The sequence below is a fragment of the Streptomyces sp. DH10 genome (assembly GCF_029813805.1).
In the GTDB taxonomy this organism is placed as follows: Bacteria; Actinomycetota; Actinomycetes; order Streptomycetales; family Streptomycetaceae; genus Streptomyces; species Streptomyces coeruleofuscus.
In genome coordinates, this window is sequence record NZ_JARVKU010000026.1 from 48,672 (window position 1) to 69,165 (window position 20,494).

Below are 20,494 nucleotides of genomic sequence, written 5' to 3' on the forward strand. Positions count from 1 at the left end.
GGTCAGTCGTTGGCGTTGAGCACGGGCAGATAGCCGCCCGACTGGCCGGGCGCCTTCGGGTGGTACGACTCGCCGATGTTGAGCCAGTTGACGCTGTGCAGCCAGGAGTCTCCGGAGCAGATCTCGTGGCCGGTGAAGGCCGGCCGTACGTCGCCGAAGGTGAATCCGTGGTTCGCGGCGCGCTTGGCGATGGCGGTGTTGAGGTGGTCGGAGGCGTCGTTGATGGCCTTGCGCTTGGCCTCGGAGAGGCCGAGGCAGGTGGTGCTGAGCTTGTAGAAGCGGGGGTAGCCGAGCACGACGACGTGGGCGTTGGGCGCCTTGGAGCGGATCGCCGAGTACACGCTGTCGAGCTTGCCCGGCAGCGTGGAGTCGACGTACGCCCGTGCCGTGTTGATGCGGGAGACGCAGGCGCTGTCGGACTGGGTCACACAGGTCGTCATGACGTCGGCGAATCCGGCGTCGTTGCCGCCGACGCTGATGGAGACGAGGCCGGTGGCACTGCTCAGCGGGCCGAGTTGTCCGGACAGAACATCACCCGTTCGGGCGCCGGAGCAGGCCGTGAAATCGAAGGTGGAGGGTGAGTGGGCGGCGGCCCAGAGGTAGGGGTAGGCCTTCGTGCTGCGCTTGCAGTCGCCGCTTGAGCTGATGTAGCTGCCGGCGCCCACTCCGGAGGAGTAGGAGTCACCGAGCGCTGCGTAGCCGCCAGTTGGGGCGAGTGAGGACGCCTGCGCCGTGGCTGCCCCGGTGAGGGCGGTGCCGGCGGCGAGGAAGAGCGAGCCCACGAAGGCGACAAGTCGGGAACGTCTCATGGAACCTCCCTTAGCAGGATCTCTGCCACAACCGTGGTAGCAGCTACGCGTGTTGACAGGAAGTGTCCATGCCAAGTGTTTTCGGCCCTTTCCGGGACGCGCACGGCGCGTTCACCTCACGTCTTGTTACGCGTCCGGCACCTCTTGTTACGTGCCCATGACAGATTTGTTGACTAGCGCTCAACTCCCTTGTTCTACCCCGGTAGATGGTCGACGCTTTACTCCGGCCGCGAGCGGAACGCGACGCTCCCGGCCGTGTGCGCGAGCACGCGCGCATCCCCCACATGACGCGCGCCCCACCCAGGCGCGCGCCGCCTAGAGGAGGACTCCCTCGTAATGGCACAACTGCGTAGCAAGAGACTCGGGTTCGCCGCGATCACCCTGTCGGCGGCCACCGCCCTCGTGGGCGGGCTCACCGCCCTCCCCGCCCAGGCCGCCGCCCCCGCCGAGGGCCGGGTGCTCGCCGCGGACTCCCCGGCCGCGATCAAGGACAGCTACATCGTCACGCTCAAGAAGAGCGCGGGCGTGAAGGCGTCCTCGGCCGCGGGCAAGGACCTCGTCGAGGAGTACGGCGGGTCCGTGCGCAAGACGTTCGGCAAGGCGCTGAACGGCTACTCCGCCACCCTCTCCGCCACCGAGGCCAGGCGCCTCGCCGCCGACCCGGCGGTGGCCTCGGTCGAGCAGGACCAGCGCGTCGGGCTCTCCGCCACCCAGACCAACGCCCCCTGGGGCCTGGACCGCATCGACCAGACCTCGCTCCCGCTCTCCGGCACCTACACCTACCCGGACAGCGCGGGCAGCGGTGTGACGGTCTATGTGATCGACACCGGTGTGCGCGTCACGCACCAGCAGATCAGCGGCCGTGCCGCGCACGGTTACGACGCCGTCGACGGCGACAACAACGCCTCCGACGGCAACGGCCACGGCACCCACGTGGCCACCACGATCGCGGGTTCGACCTACGGCGTCGCCAAGAAGGCGAAAATCGTGGGGGTCCGGGTGCTGAACAACAGCGGCTCCGGCACCACGGCCGGTGTGATCGCGGGCATCGACTGGGTGACGAAGAACCACTCCGGCCCCTCGGTCGCCAACATGTCGCTCGGCGGCGGCGCCTCCGCCGCCCTGGACACGGCGGTCCGCAACTCCATAGCCAGTGGCGTCACCTACGCCGTCGCCGCGGGCAACAGCAGCACCACCGCCTCCTCGTCCTCCCCGGCCCGGGTCGCCGAGGCGATCACCGTCGGCGCCACCACCCGCACCGACGCCAGGGCGAGCTACTCCAACTACGGCTCGGCCCTGGACATCTTCGCGCCCGGCTCCTCCATCACGGCCGGCTGGCACACCAGCGACACCGCGACCAACACCATCTCCGGCACCTCGATGGCGACCCCGCACGTCGCGGGCGCGGCGGCTGTCTACCTGGCGGGCCACACCTCCTCCACTCCGGCCCAGGTCGCCTCGGCCCTGGTCGGCGGCGCCACCACCGGCAAGGTCACCAGCGCGGGTTCGGGCTCCCCGAACCGGCTGCTGAAGCTCGTTCCGTAACCGGAACGGACGCCGGCACGGACACCAGCACCTGAACAACCGTTCCCCGGAGGCTCGACACGCCTCCAGGGAACGGTTGTTTCCGTCACCGGAACCTCTCAACTCGCGACCCACGAAGCACATCCCGCAACGCCCAAACCAACAAAAACGTGAGAGGCCGTTCCAGGTCTTGCCATACGGGTTCAATCGTCAATACCGTCATACATCTCACCCGCATCGGTCCGTCAGCACGCGGCTCTAGGGGAGGGCTCAAGGACCGCGACGAACAGACGCGGGGCGCGGTAGGGGGGTGCCGTGCTCGGTGACCGCAACTGTCTCCGGGCCGTGCCGCGCGGTCGGCTGCCGTTTTTCCGCCGTCGACCAGCTTTGCCAGCTCACCCGGCGTGCCCGAAGCTCCATCTCGGCGTGCCACGGGTGAGAACCCCCCTTTCGAACCGGATTGGATCCGGACTGCCCTGGGGGGGCGGTCCACCGGACGAGAGGGACCAGACTCGTGAGCTCAGTTCTGCAACCGGCCGCGGCGGAGCAGCATCCGCCGACCGCCGGGAAGTACCGGCCCGTCTCCTCTCACCTGGCCATAGCGCCGCCGGTGAGCGTGGTCATCCCGGCCATGAACGAGGCGGAGAACCTTCCGTACGTCTTCAAGACCCTGCCCGACTGGATCCACGAAGTGGTGCTGGTCGACGGCAACTCCACCGACGACACCGTCCGGGTGGCCCGTGAGCTGTGGCCCGACGTCAAGGTCGTCGAGCAGCGCGGCAAGGGCAAGGGCGACGCCCTGATCACCGGGTTCCAGGCGTGCACCGGCGACATCATCGTGATGGTCGACGCGGACGGCTCGGCGGACGGCAACGAGATCGTGTCGTACGTCTCCGCCCTGGTCTCCGGCGCGGACTTCGCCAAGGGCTCCCGCTTCGCCAACGGCGGCGGCACGGACGACATGACCTTCATCCGCAAGCTCGGCAACTGGGCGCTGTGCACGGTCGTCAACCGCAAGTTCGGCGCCCGCTACACCGACCTGTGCTACGGCTACAACGCGTTCTGGAGGCACTGCCTCGACAAGATCGACCTCGACTGCACCGGCTTCGAGGTCGAGACGCTGATGAACATCCGGGTCGTCAAGGCCGGGCTCAAGGTGCAGGAGATCCCGAGCCACGAGTACCTGCGCATCCACGGCACCAGCAACCTGCGGGCCGTGCGCGACGGGCTGCGCGTGCTCCGGGTGATCCTCCAGGAGCGCTCCAACCGCCGGGCGCTGCGCCGCCGTTCGTCCCAGTCGCCGATGCTCGACTCGGTCCGGGGAGAGGTGTCTTGAGCGGTCCCGGCATCTCCGTCGTGATCTGCGCGTACACCGAGGACCGCTGGGAGGACATCCTCGCGGCGGTCTCCTCGGTACGGGCGCAGTCACGGCCGGCCCTGGAGACGCTGCTGGTCGTCGACCACAACCAGGCCCTTCTGGACCGTCTCGGCAAGGAGTACAAGGAAGCCGGCCACGTGCGGGTGCTCGCCAACGCGGGCCCCCGCGGCCTGTCCGCCGGCCGCAACACCGGAATCGCGGCCGCGCGCGGCGAGGTCGTCGCCTTCCTCGACGACGACGCCGTGGCCGAGCGCGACTGGCTGCTGCACTTCGCCGAGGCGTACGCCGACCCGCGCGTGATGGCGGTCGGAGGGCGCACGGAGCCGGTCTGGGCCTCGGGGCGGCGGCCCGACTGGTTCCCCGAGGAGTTCGACTGGGTGGTGGGCTGCACCTACCGGGGCCTGCCACGCGGCCGGGTCCGGGTGCGCAACGTGCTCGGTGGCAACGCCTCGTTCCGCCGCAGTGCCTTCGACGCGGCGGGCGGCTTCGCCACCGGCATCGGCCGGGACGGCGACAAACGCCCGCTGGGCTGCGAGGAGACGGAACTGTGCATCCGCCTCAGCCGGGCCCGGCCCGACGCGGTGCTGCTGATCGACGACCGGGCGGTGATCCACCACCGGGTGCCCGGGGCCCGTGAGCACTTCCGCTACTTCCGCACGCGCACGTACGCCGAGGGCCTGTCCAAGGCCCTGGTGGCCCGGAGCGTCGGCGCCGGCAAGGGACTGGAGTCCGAACGCCGGTACGCCACCCGGGTCCTGCCCGCCGGGGTGGCCCGGGGGCTGCGGGACGCCCTGCTGGCCCGGCCGGGCGGTGCCGGGCGGGCGGGGGCGATCGTCGCCGGGGTGCTGACGGCGGCGGGCGGATACGTGGTGGGCAGCGTGCGGGCCCGCCGGGGCGGGACCACGTTCTCGGTGCCCGAGGTCCCGGCCGCCGAGGCCGCGGGCCCGCGCGCGCCTGCCGAGGGGGCGGCGCTGGAAGGGGCGGGTCCGTGAGCGACGTGCGCGTACCGATCCTCATGTACCACGCGGTCGCGACCGACCCGAGCGACGCGACCCGCGATCTGTCCGTGACCCCCGAGGCGTTCGCCGAGCAGATGGCGGTGCTCGCAGACCGGGGCCTCACCCCCGTCACCACCGCCGGGCTGGCGGAGTGCTGGCGCTCCGGCCGCGCGCTGCCGGCGCGGCCGGTCCTCATCACGTTCGACGACGGCTACGAGGGCGTGCACCGGCACGCCCTGCCCGTGCTCGCCAAGCACGGCTTCCCGGCCACCCTGTTCGTCTCGACCGGGTGGATCCAGGGGCCGTACGACACCGGCGGCGGCCTGGACACCATGCTCGACTGGGACCAGGTCCGCGAGCTCGCGGCGGCGGGCGTCGAGATCGGCGGGCACAGCCACAGCCACCCGCAGCTCGACCAGGTCTCCGACGCCACACTGCGGTTCGAGCTGATCCACTGCAAGGAGATCGTCGCGGACCAACTGGGCACCGTACCGGCCTCGTTCGCCTATCCCTACGGCTACTCCAGCCGCCGGGTCCGGCAGGCGGTGCGCGAGACGGGGTACGCCCAGGCACTCGCCGTCGGCAACGGACTCGCGCGCCGGGCGCAGGGGCCGTACGCCCTGCGGCGCGTGACCGTGCGCCGCAGCACGGGCACGGACGAGTTCGAGCGGGTGGTCGAAGGCCGCGCGATCGCCCGGACGTTCGCCAGGGACCGTGCCCTCACCAAGGGGTACGCCGTGGTCCGCAGGACACGCCAGGCACGCCGGCTGGTCTCCCGCCTCGCGGCCTGACCCGCACCTGGGAAAACGCCGCGTGCGCACCGGGAAACCGGGTGCACGCGGCGTCCTCGTGCCGGATCATGGCGGCATGTCTGGAAACCCGCACGAGGCGCTGCCGATCCGGCTCAACGTCGACGACTCCGACTCCCCGTCCGATGTCGTCGACGCGCTGTTCCTCGGCCGCTTCGCGACGGGCGAGCAGCCGTACTCCCACGCGGTGAACATCGACCGCGTACGGTCCGGGGCGACGCTGATGCCGTCCGGTGCCCGCGTGCTGCGCGCCGCCCGGGACGACGACCGCAGCGCCACGCTCGCGGAGGGTGACGGCTGGACGCTGCTGATCTCCCGCTGGAACCGGGGCGCCGACGTCACGGTCACGGCGACCAGCGCCGAGCTGGCGAAGAAGGTCCTCGACCAGGCCACGGACGGAGCGGCGGACGAACCGGAGCCGCAGCCGGAGAACGTCACGATGGGCTTCTGGTACGTCTCCCCGCGCCGCGGCCCGCACCGCACCACGCGCCAGATCTCGGCGGGTACCTGGGACGAGATCCGGCCCAACTACACGGCGCCGGTGGCGGACGCGATGGACCGCCTGATGAAGACGACCCCCGAGGACATCTCGGGCCGGCTCCTCCTCCTGCACGGTCCGCCGGGCACCGGCAAGACGTCGGCGCTGCGCACCCTCGCCCGTTCCTGGCGGGACTGGTGCCAGGTGGACTGCGTCCTGGACCCCGAGCGGCTGTTCAGTGACGTCGGCTATCTGATGGACATCGCGATCGGCGAGGAGGACGCGGCGGGCAAGGGCCGCTGGCGGCTGCTGCTCCTGGAGGACTGCGACGAGCTGATCCGCGGCGAGGCCAAGCACACGGCGGGCCAGGCGCTGTCGCGGCTGCTGAACCTCACGGACGGGCTGCTCGGCCAGGGCCGCAACGTCCTGGTCGGAGTCACGACCAACGAGGACCTGGAGCGCCTGCACCCCGCCGTCGTCCGGCCCGGCCGCTGTCTCGCCCGGATCGAGGTGGGCCCGCTGACCCGCGCGGAGGCGGTGAGCTGGCTGGGCCGCGAGGACGGCGTCGGCCGCGAGGGCTCGACGCTGGCCGAGCTGTACGCGCTGCGCCGGGGCACGTCCCCGACGGCCCTGCCGGAGCCGCGCGGGGACGCCGACGCGGGGCTGTATCTGTAGGAGGTCCGCGCGATCTGCGGGAGATCCCCGCGCGCCGGTGTTTTGATGGGTCTATGACCCTGTTCGTCGGCACGTCCGGGTGGCAGTACAAGGACTGGCGGGACGTCCTGTACCCGTCCGGGCTGCCGATGCGGCTCTGGCTGGAGGAGTACGCCGGGCACTTCGCCACCGTCGAGATCAACAACGCCTTCTACCGGCTGCCGGCCAGGGAGACCTTCGAGGACTGGCGCGGCCGGGTGCCCGCGGACTTCGTGGTCGCGGTCAAGGCGAGCCGCTATCTGAGCCACATCAAACGGCTCAAGGACCCCGAGGAACCGGTCGGCCGCCTGATGAGCCACGCGGCGGGCCTGGGTGACCGGCTCGGGCCGGTCCTGCTCCAGCTCCCGCCCAACCTGCGCGCCGATCCCGGCCTGCTGGACGCCTGCCTGGCCTGCTTCCCCGCCTCGACCCGGGTCGCGGTCGAGCCCCGCCACGAGTCCTGGTGGACGCCGGAGGTCCGCGCGGTCCTCGAGTCCCGGCGCGCGGCCCTGTGCTGGGCCGACGTCCTGGCCCGCCCCGCGACCCCGCTGTGGCGCACCACGGGCTGGGGCTACGTCCGCTTCCACCAGGGCCGCGCCCGGCCCTGGCCGCACTACGGCCGCCGCTCGCTGGCCACCTGGCTCGACCGCATCGCGACGACCTGGCCCGACGGCGAGGACGTCTACGCGTACTTCAACAACGACCCGGGGGGCGCGGCGGTGGAGGACGCGATGACGTTCGCGCGGCTGGGGAGATCGGCGGGCCTGGAGATCACACGGACACCCGAGCGTCTGACGCGGGCCGGCTGAGCGACGCCCCGCCCTCCGGGTGAGTCCCTACTCCCCGTAAGCCGCCCGCAGGGCGTCCCGGACCGCGGCGAGTGCCACGTCCTCCCCCTGCCCGAGCCTTCGGGCCCGCTCCACGTACGCCTGGGCGGCGACCGCCAGCTCGCGGTCCGCCGCCGAGCCGGCGGCGGCCACGAACGTGCCGTGGCGGCCCCGCGTCTCGATCACGCCGTCCGCCTCCAGGGCCCGGTACGCCTTGGCGACCGTGTTCGCGGCGAGCCCCAGCGACTCGGCCAGCCCCCGCACGGTCGGCAGCCGGTATCCCACCGGCAGCTCCCCCGAACGCGCCTGCTCGGAGATGCGCGCCCGCACCTGCTCGTACGGCGGAGCACTGTCGTCGATGTCGATCTTCAAGGTCACAGGCCGATTGTCCCGTACCCGACGGAAAATGGGAGGCACCCGGCGTGCGCCCCCGCGTAGCGTGCGCCTCCATGACCGTGATCGTGCGCGACCTGCGACCCGAAGTCCGAGCCGACGCCGAGGGGTTCTCCCGGACCCGCCGCCTCGCCCTCCCCTACATGCTGTCCACGCCCGAGTCCGTGGTGCACACCCTGACCCGCGCCCACCCGGACGCCCATTTCGGGCAGCTCGTCGCGGAGGAGGACGGCGAGATCATCGGTACGGCCCAGATCAGCGTCGCCCACGAGAGCCCGGAGCCCGGCCAGGGCTCCGCCAACATCTACGTGCGCCCCGACCGCACGCGACGCGGCGCCGGTTCGCTCCTGCTGCGCACCGCCGAGGAGCGCCTGGCGGGGCTGGGCGTGCGCAAGCTGTTCGCCTGGGTGCTGGACGAGCCCGACAACCTCGCCTTCGCCGAGCGGCACGGCTTCCGGCTCAGCCGCTCCGCCTACTTCCTGCGCCTCGACCTGGCAGGCGGCACGCTGCCGCCCCGCCAGGACCCGCCGGCCGGCGTCGAGCTGCGCACGGCCGCCGACTTCGCGGACGACCCGCGCCCGATGTTCGAACTGGACGCCGAGACGGCGTCGGACGAACCGGGCGACATCGAGGCCGAGTTCACGGACTACGAGGCCTGGCTGGAGGAGACCTGGCAGCACCCGCTCCTCAACCGCGAGCTGACCACGGTGGCGGTCGTCGACGGCCGCCCCGCGGCCTTCAGCGTGGCGTACACGGACGGCACCCGCTACGGGACCGCGATGACCGGCACCGCCCGGGCGTTCCGCGGCCGGGGCCTGGCGAAGCTCGCCAAGAACGACTCCCTGCACCGGGCCCGTGCCGCCGGGTACACGGAGGCGTTCACCGGCAACGACACCGGCAACGAGCCGATGATCGCCATCAACAAGTGGTTCGGCTACGAGATCTGCGCGAAGGAAGTGCGTTATGTCCGCGAACTCGGCTGACGGGTCCGGCCGGCTGGTCGTCGTGCTCGTCAAGGCGGGCCGTACGAAGATCCGCTACGCCGGCGAGCTCCTGACGGACGACGGCACCCGTGTCGCGGTCCGCGCCCCGTGGGCGGGCAGCGGCGTCCGCGACTTCGGCTTCGTCCGCTTCGAGCCGGGGGACGTCTTCACGGAGTACTACTGGCGTGACCGCTGGTACGCGGTGAAGGAGGTCCGCTCCGCCACGGGCGCGCTGAAGGGCTGGTACTGCGACATCACCCGCCCCGCCGCGCGCTCCGGCCCCGAGCTGGTCGTGGAGGACCTCGACCTGGACCTGTGGGTCTCCGCGGACGGCACGGACGTACGGCGCCTGGACGAGGACGAGTTCGCCGACAGCGGGATCGGCGAGACGGACCCCGAGGCGGCGGCCGCCGCGCTCGCCGCGCTCGACGAACTGGAGTCACTCGCCCGCGGCGGCGACTTCACCGCGCTCCTGGCCTGAACCCTCCCCGTTCACGCCGTCACGGCCACCACCGCGTACCGCTCGTCCGTCACCTCCCCGCCCCACAGCAGCGGATCGCCGGACAACCGCTCCACCGTCATCTGTCCGGCGATCGGCGCGAGGAGGCCGGTGAGCCGCTCCGCCGGTATCCCGGTCGGCCCGGCCGTCCCCCACACGCCCTCGACCAGCACGAGCCGTCCTCCCGGCCGCAGCAGCCCGGCCCAGTGCCGCAGAGCGCGGCCGGGGTCGGGCAGGGCCCACAGGACGTGCCGGACGAGCACGGCGTCGAAGCGCCGCTCCCCGACCGGCGGTGCCGCCGCGTCACCGACGAGGAACACCGCGTCACGCCCGGCCGACTTCTGCCGGGCGAGCGTCACCATGACCGGGGAGAGGTCCACGCCCGTCACTCGATGTCCCTGCTCGGACGCGAGGAGCGACAGACTGCCCGTGCCGCAGCCGAGATCCAGGACGTCGCCGGCCCGCCCGGGCAGCCAGGAGCGCAGCCGCGCGGCCCAGGCCCGGCGCACCTCCGGGTCGCGCAGCCCGTGGTCCGGCTCCTCGTCGAAGCCGGCGGCCCGCGCGTCCCAGTCCACCTCGGCGCCGGTGTTCCCCGAGGTCGTTGCGTCACTGTCGTTCGCCATGTGCCCAAGAGTGACACCCGCCACTGACACTCGAATCGTGACAGCCGCCACTGACAGACCAGGAGCGATGAGGAACTCTCCCCCGAAAGGTCTACCTCCGTGAGAACGCGGAACCCGGTAGACCCTTAAGGAGGCAGCCATGCGCCGTGTGACCGTGCAGAAGCCCCTGAAGAAGACGGACGTCCGCCGGGTCCGCGAGGAGGCCGACGAGCGTCCCGCGGGACGCCCGGAAGTCCGCAAGGACATCGCACGTACGTGGTGGCCGGACGCCTGAGCGGCCGGTACCGATCGTGAGACCCGGTCAGAGCAGCCTCTTGCGGTAATGGACGCGGTCGTAGGACCCGTCCAGTCCTCGCTCCACCAACTCGTCACGAGCACCTTGCCCGCGGCCACGTTGGCCGCGTGGTCCTCCTCCATGGGCTACGGCTGCCATGCCGTGACGGTACCTACCTGATGCCAGTCTGAGCACTTCCTTAAGCGGGCCATAAGGATCTCCCCCACCCGCCCTCAGCAGGCGATTTCACGGTTCTCAGGGGCTAGCTTCAAATCGCCCCCCCCCACGGGATCCGGGCCCACTCGGGCCCGGGCCTGTTCCCCTGTACCGTCTCGAGGAGTTCCCGCATGCCCGCACGCCGCACGGCAGTCACCGTCGCCGCCCTCGGCGCCCTCCCGCTCGCCCTGGCCGGGCTGACCGCCACGCCGGCGGCCGCGCACGGTTCGATGGGCGACCCGGTCAGCCGCGTCTCGCAGTGCTACGCCGAGGGCCCGGAGAGCCCCGAGTCGGCCGCGTGCAAGGCGGCGGTCGCGGCGGGCGGCACGCAGGCCCTCTACGACTGGAACGGCATCCGCATCGGGGACGCCGGCGGGCGGCACCGGCAGCTCATCCCGGACGGCAAGCTGTGCAGCGCGAACAACGAGCAGTTCAAGGGGCTCGACCTGGCCCGCGCCGACTGGCCGGCGACCGGGGTGCGCAGCGGCTCGCACACCTTCAAGTACCGCGTGACGGCTCCTCACAAGGGCACCTTCAAGGTGTACATCACCAAGCCCGGCTACGACCCGGCCAAGCCGCTCGCCTGGAACGACCTGGATCTGGAGCGCCCGGTCGCGACGGCCACCGACCCGGCCGCGGCGGGCGGTTTCTACACCTTCTCCGGCAGCCTGCCCGAGCGCTCCGGCAGGCATCTGCTGTACGCGGTCTGGCAGCGGTCGGACAGCCCGGAGGCGTTCTACTCCTGCTCGGACGTCAACTTCGGCGGCGACAGCGCGGCCGGCGGCACCGCCCCGGCCCCGACGGCCTCCGCTCCCACCAAGGAGCAGATCGAGGCGGGCAACGACAAGTCGACCATCGAGCACCACGGTCACGGCGACAACGACCCCAGCACCTCGGCCGAGCCGGCCGCGGCCCCGGAGAGCCCCGCCCCGGACCGGCCCGCACAGGCCGAAGCCGATCCGAGCCGGCCCACGCAGGCCGAAGCCGCTCCCAACCAGCCGAAGGCGGCCGGCGCCACGACGAACCTCGCCGAGACCGGCGGCGACGGCGGCACCCCCTACCTCGCGATCGGCGGCGCGGCGGCGCTGGCGCTCGGCTCGTCGGCCCTCTTCCTGTCGGCCCGGCGCCGGACGGCGAGCGGCGGTCGCCACGGGCGCTGACCCAGGACTCGGGGCCTGTCCGGCGGCTCAGGCCGGACAGGCCCCGAAACGTTTCCCTGCACGTGTACACGTGTCAGTCGAACGCCGACGCGCAGGTGGTGGGCCTGGCCCGCGCCGGGTCGAGCGCGTTGGCCACCTCGTGGAAGGCGACCCTGTCCAGCAGCCCGACGGCCACGTGCTCGGACAGGTCGACCGGGCACAGGTCCTGGAGCAGGACGTTGCGCACGTCCGGCCCGCTCAGGTACTGGCTGCGCCACGGCGTGACCACCTGGTCGTACTTGGTGGCGATGACGGTGTAGCGGACACCGGGCACGGTGTCGCCGCCCGCGTTGAGCCGCTTGAGGAAGTCGGAGCCGGTGGCCTGGTCGGCGAGGGCGGGAGTGTTCTTCGCCAACAGGTCTCCGGCGCCCGGGAAGTACGGCAGCAGGTTGGTGAGGCCGTTCAGGTCGGTGCCGTGGTTGCTGGGCGCGATGCCGACCAGGGCGTTCACCTTGGCGGCTCCGCCGAGGAACCGCAGGTACCAGCGGGGCATCATGCCGCCCTGCGAGTGTCCGACGATGTCGGTCTCCGCGGCGCCGGTGGCGGCGAGCACCTTGTCGACGAAGTCCTTCAGCTGCCCGGCCGACTTCTCGACGGGTCCGAGCCCGTGGAAGAAGGGGACGCCTTGGAGTTGGCCGTAGTCGAGGGAGAAGACGCAGTAGCCGCGGACCTTCAGGTAGGGGGCGAGGCCCAGCCAGTTGTCGACGGAGTTCCCGAGGGTGCCGTGGACGAGGACGACGGGGCGGGGATGGGCGGCGGACGGCTTGCAGGAGTAGTCGTTCCAGCCGGAGCCCGGGGCACCGGCGGTCTGTGCGGTGGCTTGGGCGGTGGTGGCGGGGACGGTGACGGCCGCGGCGGTCAGCAGCAGCGCGGCCAGGGGTCTGAGCACTCGTTTCCAGGGCAGCATCGAGTGATCTCCTTGCGGCTCAAGGGAGGTGCGACGGCACGACGCCCTGTGATCCGGATCACGGGATGCTGTTCACTCGTCAAGTTACGAGCCAGTAGTCAAACTTGGAAGTTACGCGTCAGTAAAAACTTCCAGTGGTAACCGACGACGACGGACCCGCCTGACGCCCCTTCACCAGGCGGGCCGGATGGGCCCGCGCGGAGCGATCCGCAGCAACTGCTCCCCGAGCGCCCGCACTTCCCCCTCCCCCAGCACGTCCCCCCATTCCCGCACGGCTTCCGCGGCCGCCTCCTCCGCCGCCCGCGTGCACTCCCACCCCCGCCCGGTCAGTACGACCAGCCGCGCCCGCGCGTCGTCGGGGTGCGGCCGCCGCTCGGCGTACCCCTTGCGCACCATCTCGTCCACGAGCTGACTGGCGGCCTGCTTGGTCACCCCGAGATGGGCGGCCAGGTCGGTGACCGTCGCGCCGTCCGGGGCGAGCCGGGCGAAGGCGAAGCCGTGCGCGGGCCGCAGCCCCTCGAAGCCGCGCGCGACGACGCCCTCATGGATGCGGTGCGTGAGCCCGCCGGCGGCGGCGAGCAGGGCGGCGGACAGGGCCATGGCCTCGGAGTTCTGCACCCATGCATTGAAACACCCTTGACGTGACGGTCAAGCAGCTTGACCATATAGTCAAGCTACTTGACCAACTGGAGGCCCGCATGCCCGTCATCCGCTCGTCCGAAGCCGTCACCCACGAGATCCACGGCGCCCGCTTCGTCTCGTACGCCACCCCGCGCAGCGGGAGCAAGGAGCTGTGCGCCTGGCGCGGGGAGATCCCCGCCGGTCTCAAGGCGCCCGCGCACACCGTCAACCGGGAGGAGATCTTCCATCTGCTCGACGGCGAGCTGCTGATCACCCTCGACGGCCGCACCGAGCGGATCGCGGCGGGCGACACGGTGATCATCAACCCGGGCGCCACCCTGGCCGTCGAGAACCCCACCGACCGGACCGCGTACTCCTGGGTCACCACCTCGATCGGCCTGGAGGCACGGCTCGCCGACGGCACCCGCGTCGTGCCGCCGTGGGCCAACTGACGTCACGCAGGGGGGTCTACGCCGCCAGGCCCCCTAGTCCCCCGGGCATCACCGCCCGCGGGCCGAACTTCGCCCGTGCTCGGTCCGCGACCTCCTCGATGCGGCGGACCTTCTCGTCCACGGGGTCGAAGGTCAGCTGGTGGGAGGCCTGGCCGGCGGGGTCGAGCCCCTCGGCGCGCAGGGCGATCGCGCGGACCCGGGCCCGTTGCAGGCCGAGCGCCTCGTACATGCCGTACGCGGCCCTGGTCAGATCCGGCGAGTGCGCGGTCGGCTCGGCCAGCGTGCGGCTGCGGGTGGTTGCCGAGCGGTCGGCGTAGCGCACGGTGAGGGTGAGCGTGCGGCACACCTTCTCCAGGGCGCGCAGCCGGGCGCCGATCTCCTCGGCGGCCGACAGCAGGGCACGGCGGTGGCGGTCCGGGTCCAGTTCGTCGCGGACGAAGGGGCGTTCCGTGGCGAGGGAGCGGGAGACGGCGTTCGGGACGACCCGGCCGCGATCGACACCGTTCGCCTTCTCGTGCAGCTCGCGGCCGGCCTTCGCGCCGACCAGCCGCTGGAGCGTGGACAGCGGCGCGGCGGCGACCCCGCCGAGGGTGTCGAGGCCGTAGTCGCCCAGCGTACGGGCGGTCGCGGCGCCCACGCCGGGCAGTGCGGCGACGGGCTTGTCCGCGAGGAACTCCGCGATGGCGCCCTGCTCCTCGGGCACCGCACACGTCACCCCGGGCACGGCGTCGCGCAGCGCCACACGGGCCAGCATCGGCCCGGGCCCGGCGCCGATCACACAGTCGACCCCGTACAACGCGAGCGACCGCACCCGGATCACCGAGGCCAGTTCGAGGGCGTCCCGCCCGAAGTACCGCTCGGCGCCCCGCAGGTCGGCCAGCGCCCCGTCCGGTGGCAGCGCCTGGACGACGGGGGTGAACTCCTCGAGCATTCCGATCAGGTGGGGCAGGTCGGCCTCGCGCGTCGGAGGCAGCTGGAAACGTACGCAGAGAATGGTCATCCCGCACTCCCCGGACTCTGGTGCCACAACTTTCTTCCCACCGCGGGCCCTTCGCCCGCGGGACGCAGATCGGCCCAGGGGTGCATCTCGTACCCCGTGGGCATGCGGATCTTCCGCTGCTCCGCCGGATCCTGTACCGCGGAGCCCGCCGGCGCGGGTGCTCCCTCCGAGCCGGCGAGCCGCCGGCGCGCGGCCCCCTCACCGTCGTCGCCGGGACCGCCGGAATCCCCGGCGCCGGCCAGCCGGGCCGCGACTCCCTCCAGCCCCTCCTCCCGGCGCACCTCCAGCAGCTCCGCGAGGTTCCAGGCGGCGGCGCCCACCACGCTGAGGCTGCGCGGGCCGCGCCGCTGCACCACCCCGCGCACCAGCAGCAGCCAGGAGTGGAAGACGGTGTGGGCGCAGGTGTCGTGGGAGTCGTCGAAGAAGGCGAGGTCGACCAGGCCCGTGCCGTCGTCCAGGGTGCTGAAGATGACCCGCTTGCCGGACCGGATCGGCGGCGTCTGGGTGGCCGCCTTGGCGCCCGCGACCAGCACCGTCTCCCCGTGCCGGGCCTCGCGCAGCCGCCGCGCCGACACCACGCCCAGCTCGTCGAGGAACGTCCGGTGATCGTCCATCAGATTGCGTGAGGCGTCCATGGACAGCACGCCCAGCTCGGCGCTGAGCCGCTCCGAGGAGGTGAGGTCGGGCAGTCCGGCCGGGGCGGTCTTCCGGCCCCCGGCCAGCGGGAGCTGACCACCGCCCGCACCCCGCGCGCCCCGGTGCAGCTCGGTCAGATGCAGTTGCAGATCACGGCGGTTGGCGCCGAACGCGTCCAGCGCTCCCACCTGCGCGAGCCGCTGGGCCAGCGGACGGCTGGGCCGGCCCCGCTCCCAGAAGTCGACCAGCGAGGCGTACGGCTGCCCCTCGGCGATCCGCGCCGCCTCGGCCTCACTGATGCCGTGCACATCGGAGAGCGCCAGCCGCAGACCCCATTTACCGGACACCAGTTCGATACGGTGTGCGACGCCCGACGCGTTCACATCCAGCGGCAGCACCGGCACCCCGCGCCGCCTCGCGTCCGCCAGCAGCAGCCGCTTCGGATACATGCCGGGGTCGTGTGTGAGCAACCCCGCGTAGAAGGCGGCCGGGTGATGCGCTTTCAGCCACGCCGACTGGTAGGTCGGCACGGCGAAGGCGACCGCGTGGGCCTTGCAGAAGCCGTACGACCCGAAGGCCTCGATGATCTCCCACGTCCGCTGGATCGTTTCCGCGTCATACCCGTTCGCCGCCGCGTGCTGCGCGAACCACACCTTGATCCGCCCCTGCGACTCCGGATCCGACAGCCCTCGCCGCACCCGGTCCGCCTCACCGCGCCCGCAGCCGGTCATGATGTCGACGATGTCGATGATCTGCTCGTGGAAGACGACGACCCCGTACGTCTCCTTCAGCGGCTCCTCCAGATCCGGGTGCGGATAGCGGATCGGCGCCCGCCCGTGCCGCGCCTCGATGAACGGCCGCACCATGTCGGCGGCGACCGGCCCGGGCCGGAACAGCGAGATGTCGACGACCAGATCGTGGAAGGTGGCCGGCTGGAGCCGCCCGACCAGGTCCCGCTGCCCCGGCGACTCGATCTGGAAGCAGCCGAGCGTCTCCGTGGACCGGACCAGCCGGTACGTCTCCGGATCTCCCGGCGGCAGGCCGTCCAGATCGACCCTCACCCCCGACACCCGCTCCACTTCCGCCACGGCGTGCGCCATGGCCGACTGCATCCGCACCCCCAGCACGTCCAGTTTGAGCAGCCCGAGGTCCTCGACGTCGTCCTTGTCGAACTGCGACATCGGAAAGCCCTCGCCGCTGGTCGGCATGACCGGCGTACGGGCCAGCAGGGAGGCGTCGGACAGCAGCACCCCGCACGGATGCATGGCCACTCCGCGCGGCAGCGCGTCCAGCGCCTCGACCAGCTCCCACAGCCTCCCGTACCTCTCCTTCTCCCCCGCCAGCGCCCGCAGCTCGGGCAGCTCCTCCAGCGCGGCGCGGGCGTCCCGCGCCCGAATGTGGGGAAAGGACTTGGCCACACGGTCGATCTCGGCCGGATCCATCGACAGGGCGGCCCCCACGTCACGGATCGCGTGCCGCACGCGATACGTCTCCGGCATCGCGACCGTCGCGACCCGCTCGGTGCCGAACCGGCTGATGATCGCGCGGTAGACCTCCAGCCGGCGCGCGGACTCCACGTCGATGTCGATGTCGGGCAGCACGACCCGCTCCTTCGACAGGAACCGCTCCATCAGCAGCCGGTGCTCGATCGGATCGGCGTGCGCGATCCCGAGCAGATGGTTGACGAGCGATCCCGCACCGGACCCCCGGGCGGCGACCCGGATGCCCATCTCCCGTACGTCGTCGACCACTTGGGCCACGGTCAAAAAGTAAGAAGCAAAGCCGTGGTGGGCGATGATGTCCAGCTCGTGGTGCATCCGCTCCCAGTACTCCCGCCGCCGGTCGTACCCGCGCAGCACCATCCCCGCCGCCGCCCGCGAGGCCAGCGTCCGCTGGGCGGTACGGCGGTCGGCGCCGACCAGGTGCGGCTCGGGGAAGTGGACGGTACCGATCCCGAGGTCGTCCTCGGGATCGACCAGGCACTCGGCGGCCGTGGCCTCGGTCTGCTCCACCAGCCGATGAGCGGTGTCAGGCCGGAACCCCGCGGCCTCCACGATCCGCTCGGCGGCATGCAGCATGGCCCCCGCGTCCTTGAGCCAGGCCTCGCCGGAGTCCAGTTCCTTGGTCGGGTCGACGGGCACCAGCCGCCGCGCGGCGTCCAGCACGTCGGCGACCGGCCCCAGCCCCGGGTCGACGTACCGTACGGCGTTGCTGAGCACGGGACGGATCCGCTGCTCTGCGGCGAACCCGACGGTCCGGGCGGCCAGCCGCAGGGAGCCGGGACCCGTGCCTTTCCGGCCATGCCAGACGGCCTCCAGCCGCAGGGCGTCGCCGTAGACCTCCCGCCAGGGCACGAGCAGCCGCGCCGCACGGTCGGGACGCCCGGCGGCCAGGGCACGCCCCACATCCGAGTCGGGCCCGAGCAGCACGGTCACGCCCTCGGCGTGATTGCGCTCCCAGGGCAGCAGGGGCGTCCCCTCCCCTTCATGCACCGCGGAGACGAGCCGGCACAGCCCGGCCCACCCACGGGCTCCGTCCCGGGCGAGAAAGGTCACCCGGGGAGCCGACTCGTCGACGAAGGCGCCACCGCGCACCGGAGTCCGGCGCCGCCCGGTCCCGGGCTCGGGGGGCTCCGCTCCCGCCACCGCCAGATCCGCCCCGAACACCGGACGGACCCCCGCCTTCGCACAGGCCTTGGCGAACCGGACGGCACCGGCGAGCGTTTGGCGATCAGTGAGAGCCAGGGCATCCATGCCCCGCTCGGAGGCACGCTCGGCCAGCCGCTCCGGATGCGAGGCTCCATACCGCAACGAGAATCCGGAGGCGGTGTGCAGATGCGTGAACCCCGGCACACGCACCTCCCGCACTCGTGAACCACACCGGTTCTCGAACATCTGTTCCCAGCTACCTCACCCCCACCATAGACCAATTCTCGAATACATGTGCGACATCCGTTCGGCCCCGCCCCACCTGCGGAAACACCGGATCGCCCCCGACCGTGGAGGCATGCCGCACCGCTCGTTCCGCGACGAGGTGAGAGACGCCGTCACCCCCCGGGCCACCCTGCTCATCGTCGGCGTGATCGCACTCCAGCTGCTGTTCATCGCCTCCTACGTGGGAGCGCTGCACGACCCGAAGCCCAGGGACGTGCCCTTCGCGGTGGTCGCCCCCAGAGCCGCGTCCGATCGGGCGGTGACCCGACTGGACCGCCTGCCCGGCTCTCCTCTGGACCCCCGCGCACTGCCCGACGAGTCCACGGCCCGGCACCAGATCACGAACCGGGACATCGACGGCGCGCTGATCATCGACCCCGCCGGCACCGACACCCTCCTGGTCGCCTCCGGCGGCGGCAGGGTCCTCTCCACCACCCTGACCACCCTCGTCACCACCCTGGAGAGATCAGACAAACGCACGTTCCGGACGACAACGCGGCAGATGCGCGTGCCAGACCCCGCGTCTGCGGCGTGATCCAAACGACAGGCCCTAGGCGGGACCGTCGGCCCGCAGCGCGGCGGCCTGCGGTAGTCAAGCCACGACGCGCCCGCACGCCGCCCACGGCGAGAGGGGGACGTGCAGGCGCTACGCGCACCCCCTCCGAAGCAGCCACAGGCCGCCGCAGGCACCCGGCACAACCGCCGGAGGCAAACGCAAAGTCCCGCCCCTCACACAAGGGGCGGGACTTCACAAAGCCAGAACCAGAACTCAGCCGATCTCGGTCCCGGTGGCCGACAGCGCCTCCGTCACAGGCTGGAAGAACGTCTCCCCACCGGAGGTGCAGTCACCACTGCCACCGGACGTCAGCCCGATCGCGTTGCTCCCCGAGAAGAGCGAGCCACCACTGTCACCGGGCTCCGCGCACACGTCGGTCTGGATCAGACCGTTCACGATGTCGCCGTTGCCGTAGTTCACGGTGGCGTCCAGCCCCGTGACCTTCCCGTCGTGCACCTGGGTGGTCGAGCCGCTCCGCGTGACCTCCATGCCGACCGTCGCCTCGGCGGCACCCGTGATCTTCTGCGTCGAGCCGTTGCAGAGGTTCACCTCACTCGGGTGAGCCACCTCCGCGGTGTACTTGACCAGCCCGTAGTCGTCACCCGGGAAGCTGGAGTCCGCGTTGGTGCCGAGCTCCTTGCCGCTGGAGTCCGACCACGTCGAGATGCCCTCGGTGCAGTGCCCGGCGGTCAGGAAGAACGGCTCGCCGCCCTTGAGCACGTTGAAGCCGAGCGAGCAGCGGCCACTGCCGCCGGTGATCGCGTCGCCACCGGCGATGAAGGGCTTGTACTCGCCCTTCGTCCGCTTGAGTTCGGCCTTCGCGCCGAGCCCGTCGACGACCTTCGTCAGCTTCGCCCATTCGGCCTTGGACACCGTACGGTCGGCGGTGACGACGACCTTGTTGGTCGTCGGGTCGGTCACCCAGGAGGTGCCCGGAATCGTCGCGTCCTGCTTCAGCGTGCCACGGGCGCTCTTCAGTTCGGCGAGAGAGTTCGCCACGACTCTCGCCTTGGCTCCGGCCTTCTCGACGGCTTCGGCCGCGGCCTCGTCGAGCACGTTCACCACGAGCTTCTTGCTCTTCGTGTCGTAGTACGTGCCCGCCGCGTCGGCGCCGAGGTCCTCGGCCAGCGTCGAGGCGAGCTTTCCGGCCGCCGTGACCGACAGGGTCCGGGGCGCGGAGACCTCCGGGGTCTCGCTCGCGTTCGCAGTCTGGAAGGTGACTCCCGCGGCGACCAGTGCGGTGATGCCCGCACCTGCCACGGCTGCACGCCGCTTGGGTATGCGTCGGTGCTTCAACTCGCGTCCTCCTGTGGGGGGTCGGCCCGAGAGGTTGTGGGGACCTCGCGAACCGGAAGGCTGTGTTGACGAGCGCCCACTATTCCGAGGACAACGGGGAGCACACAAGGTCGAGTTCAGGACGCGCGTAGATTACGGAGCACACGCCCCCTCATTTTGACCGTCCACGGTCAAATCGGACTCAACTCACACCCACTTCACGCGCGTTCACACTGCAAACACTACGCGTGAGTAACGTGTGCCCACTCTGTGAGGTCTGACCGTGGCTGAAAATCGCCTGTCTGGCCGGCCTGCGGCAACTCCACCGAAAGCCCCCGCACCCCGTCAACTCTCCCTACACCCCCAGAAAAAGGGGAAACCCCCGCACGCAGTGCGTGCGGGGGTTCAGAA

At 71.6% G+C, this 20,494-nt stretch carries 19 protein-coding genes and 1 pseudogene; 12 read left to right on the plus strand and 8 right to left on the minus strand.

What is annotated here, in order from left to right; all coding sequences use genetic code 11:
• Nucleotides 1-2: 2 nt before the first annotated feature.
• The gene (locus QC385_RS37235; protein ID WP_279545825.1) at nt 3-809 is read right to left on the minus strand and encodes an SGNH/GDSL hydrolase family protein; all 807 of its coding nucleotides are present in this window, start codon (nt 807-809) and stop codon (nt 3-5) included.
• Nucleotides 810-1,145: 336 nt separating this feature from the next.
• Between QC385_RS37235 and QC385_RS37240 the strand changes: the two genes are divergently transcribed.
• The 6 genes from QC385_RS37240 (at nt 1,146) to QC385_RS37265 (ending at nt 7,498) form a co-directional block, all read left to right on the plus strand.
• Nucleotides 1,146-2,354 (plus strand): S8 family peptidase, encoded by a 1,209-nt coding sequence (locus QC385_RS37240; protein WP_279545826.1) that lies wholly within the window; start codon nt 1,146-1,148, stop codon nt 2,352-2,354.
• A 493-nt stretch (nt 2,355-2,847) separates the two neighbouring features.
• Complete coding sequence (locus QC385_RS37245; protein ID WP_279545827.1) at nt 2,848-3,669, plus strand: glycosyltransferase family 2 protein; 822 nt, start codon at nt 2,848-2,850, stop codon at nt 3,667-3,669.
• On the plus strand, nt 3,666-4,703 hold the full coding sequence (locus QC385_RS37250) for a glycosyltransferase family 2 protein (protein ID WP_279545828.1): 1,038 nt from the start codon (nt 3,666-3,668) through the stop codon (nt 4,701-4,703). The genes QC385_RS37245 and QC385_RS37250 overlap by 4 nt, the downstream gene beginning before the upstream one ends.
• Nucleotides 4,700-5,500 (plus strand): polysaccharide deacetylase family protein, encoded by an 801-nt coding sequence (locus tag QC385_RS37255; RefSeq protein ID WP_443033083.1) that lies wholly within the window; start codon nt 4,700-4,702, stop codon nt 5,498-5,500. The genes QC385_RS37250 and QC385_RS37255 overlap by 4 nt, the downstream gene beginning before the upstream one ends.
• 76 nt (nt 5,501-5,576) lie before the next feature.
• Nucleotides 5,577-6,671, plus strand: a complete 1,095-nt coding sequence (locus QC385_RS37260; protein ID WP_279545829.1) for a DUF5925 domain-containing protein — start codon at nt 5,577-5,579, stop codon at nt 6,669-6,671.
• A 53-nt stretch (nt 6,672-6,724) separates the two neighbouring features.
• Nucleotides 6,725-7,498 (plus strand): DUF72 domain-containing protein, encoded by a 774-nt coding sequence (locus QC385_RS37265; RefSeq protein ID WP_279545830.1) that lies wholly within the window; start codon nt 6,725-6,727, stop codon nt 7,496-7,498.
• A gap of 27 nt (nt 7,499-7,525) precedes the next feature.
• Here QC385_RS37265 and QC385_RS37270 read toward each other — a convergent pair whose 3' ends face one another.
• Nucleotides 7,526-7,894, minus strand: coding sequence for a GntR family transcriptional regulator (locus QC385_RS37270; RefSeq protein ID WP_059422670.1), 369 nt, complete (start codon nt 7,892-7,894; stop codon nt 7,526-7,528).
• Between the two features lie 71 nt (nt 7,895-7,965).
• Between QC385_RS37270 and QC385_RS37275 the strand changes: the two genes are divergently transcribed.
• Together QC385_RS37275 and QC385_RS37280 are read left to right on the plus strand one after the other, a co-directional pair.
• Entirely contained in the window at nt 7,966-8,892 is a 927-nt protein-coding gene (locus QC385_RS37275; RefSeq protein ID WP_279545831.1) for a GNAT family N-acetyltransferase, read from the plus strand.
• On the plus strand, nt 8,873-9,373 hold the full coding sequence (locus QC385_RS37280; protein ID WP_279545832.1) for a DUF402 domain-containing protein: 501 nt from the start codon (nt 8,873-8,875) through the stop codon (nt 9,371-9,373). The genes QC385_RS37275 and QC385_RS37280 overlap by 20 nt, the downstream gene beginning before the upstream one ends.
• An 11-nt stretch (nt 9,374-9,384) precedes the next feature.
• Here QC385_RS37280 and QC385_RS37285 read toward each other — a convergent pair whose 3' ends face one another.
• Complete coding sequence (locus tag QC385_RS37285; protein ID WP_279545833.1) at nt 9,385-10,014, minus strand: class I SAM-dependent methyltransferase; 630 nt, start codon at nt 10,012-10,014, stop codon at nt 9,385-9,387.
• A gap of 139 nt (nt 10,015-10,153) precedes the next feature.
• Here QC385_RS37285 and QC385_RS37290 point away from each other — a divergent pair, with 139 nt between their 5' ends.
• Together QC385_RS37290 and QC385_RS37295 are read left to right on the plus strand one after the other, a co-directional pair.
• Nucleotides 10,154-10,288, plus strand: coding sequence for a hypothetical protein (locus tag QC385_RS37290; protein ID WP_086605087.1), 135 nt, complete (start codon nt 10,154-10,156; stop codon nt 10,286-10,288).
• A 347-nt stretch (nt 10,289-10,635) separates the two neighbouring features.
• A complete protein-coding gene (locus QC385_RS37295) occupies nt 10,636-11,664 on the plus strand; it encodes a lytic polysaccharide monooxygenase auxiliary activity family 9 protein (RefSeq protein WP_279545834.1) in 1,029 nt (342 codons plus the stop codon).
• 73 nt (nt 11,665-11,737) lie between these two features.
• Here the strand turns inward: QC385_RS37295 and QC385_RS37300 are convergent, their stop codons facing one another.
• On the minus strand, nt 11,738-12,610 hold the full coding sequence (locus QC385_RS37300; RefSeq protein WP_279545835.1) for an esterase/lipase family protein: 873 nt from the start codon (nt 12,608-12,610) through the stop codon (nt 11,738-11,740).
• Between the two features lie 171 nt (nt 12,611-12,781).
• Nucleotides 12,782-13,228 carry a MarR family winged helix-turn-helix transcriptional regulator gene (locus QC385_RS37305; protein WP_279545836.1) on the minus strand — a complete coding sequence of 149 codons (447 nt, stop codon included), beginning with the start codon at nt 13,226-13,228 and terminating at the stop codon, nt 12,782-12,784.
• Between the two features lie 80 nt (nt 13,229-13,308).
• On the opposite strand from QC385_RS37305, the gene QC385_RS37310 reads away from it, so the two are divergent.
• Nucleotides 13,309-13,683 (plus strand): cupin domain-containing protein, encoded by a 375-nt coding sequence (locus tag QC385_RS37310; protein WP_279545837.1) that lies wholly within the window; start codon nt 13,309-13,311, stop codon nt 13,681-13,683.
• A gap of 16 nt (nt 13,684-13,699) precedes the next feature.
• On the opposite strand, the gene QC385_RS37315 is transcribed toward QC385_RS37310, so the two are convergent.
• Nucleotides 13,700-14,683 (minus strand): DNA polymerase Y family protein, encoded by a 984-nt coding sequence (locus QC385_RS37315; RefSeq protein ID WP_279545838.1) that lies wholly within the window; start codon nt 14,681-14,683, stop codon nt 13,700-13,702.
• Nucleotides 14,680-18,171: a DNA polymerase III subunit alpha gene (locus tag QC385_RS37320; RefSeq protein ID WP_279545839.1), complete on the minus strand. Its 3,492-nt coding sequence runs from the start codon at nt 18,169-18,171 to the stop codon at nt 14,680-14,682. Before QC385_RS37320 ends, QC385_RS37315 begins: the two co-directional genes overlap by 4 nt.
• Before the next feature lie 154 nt (nt 18,172-18,325).
• On the opposite strand from QC385_RS37320, the pseudogene QC385_RS37325 reads away from it, so the two are divergent.
• Nucleotides 18,326-18,742 (plus strand): annotated as a pseudogene (locus QC385_RS37325) (DUF3533 domain-containing protein); the annotation flags it as partial.
• Between the two features lie 279 nt (nt 18,743-19,021).
• Here QC385_RS37325 and QC385_RS37330 read toward each other — a convergent pair.
• Nucleotides 19,022-20,104, minus strand: coding sequence for a S1 family peptidase (locus tag QC385_RS37330; protein ID WP_279545840.1), 1,083 nt, complete (start codon nt 20,102-20,104; stop codon nt 19,022-19,024).
• Between the last annotated feature and the right edge of the window lie 390 nt (nt 20,105-20,494).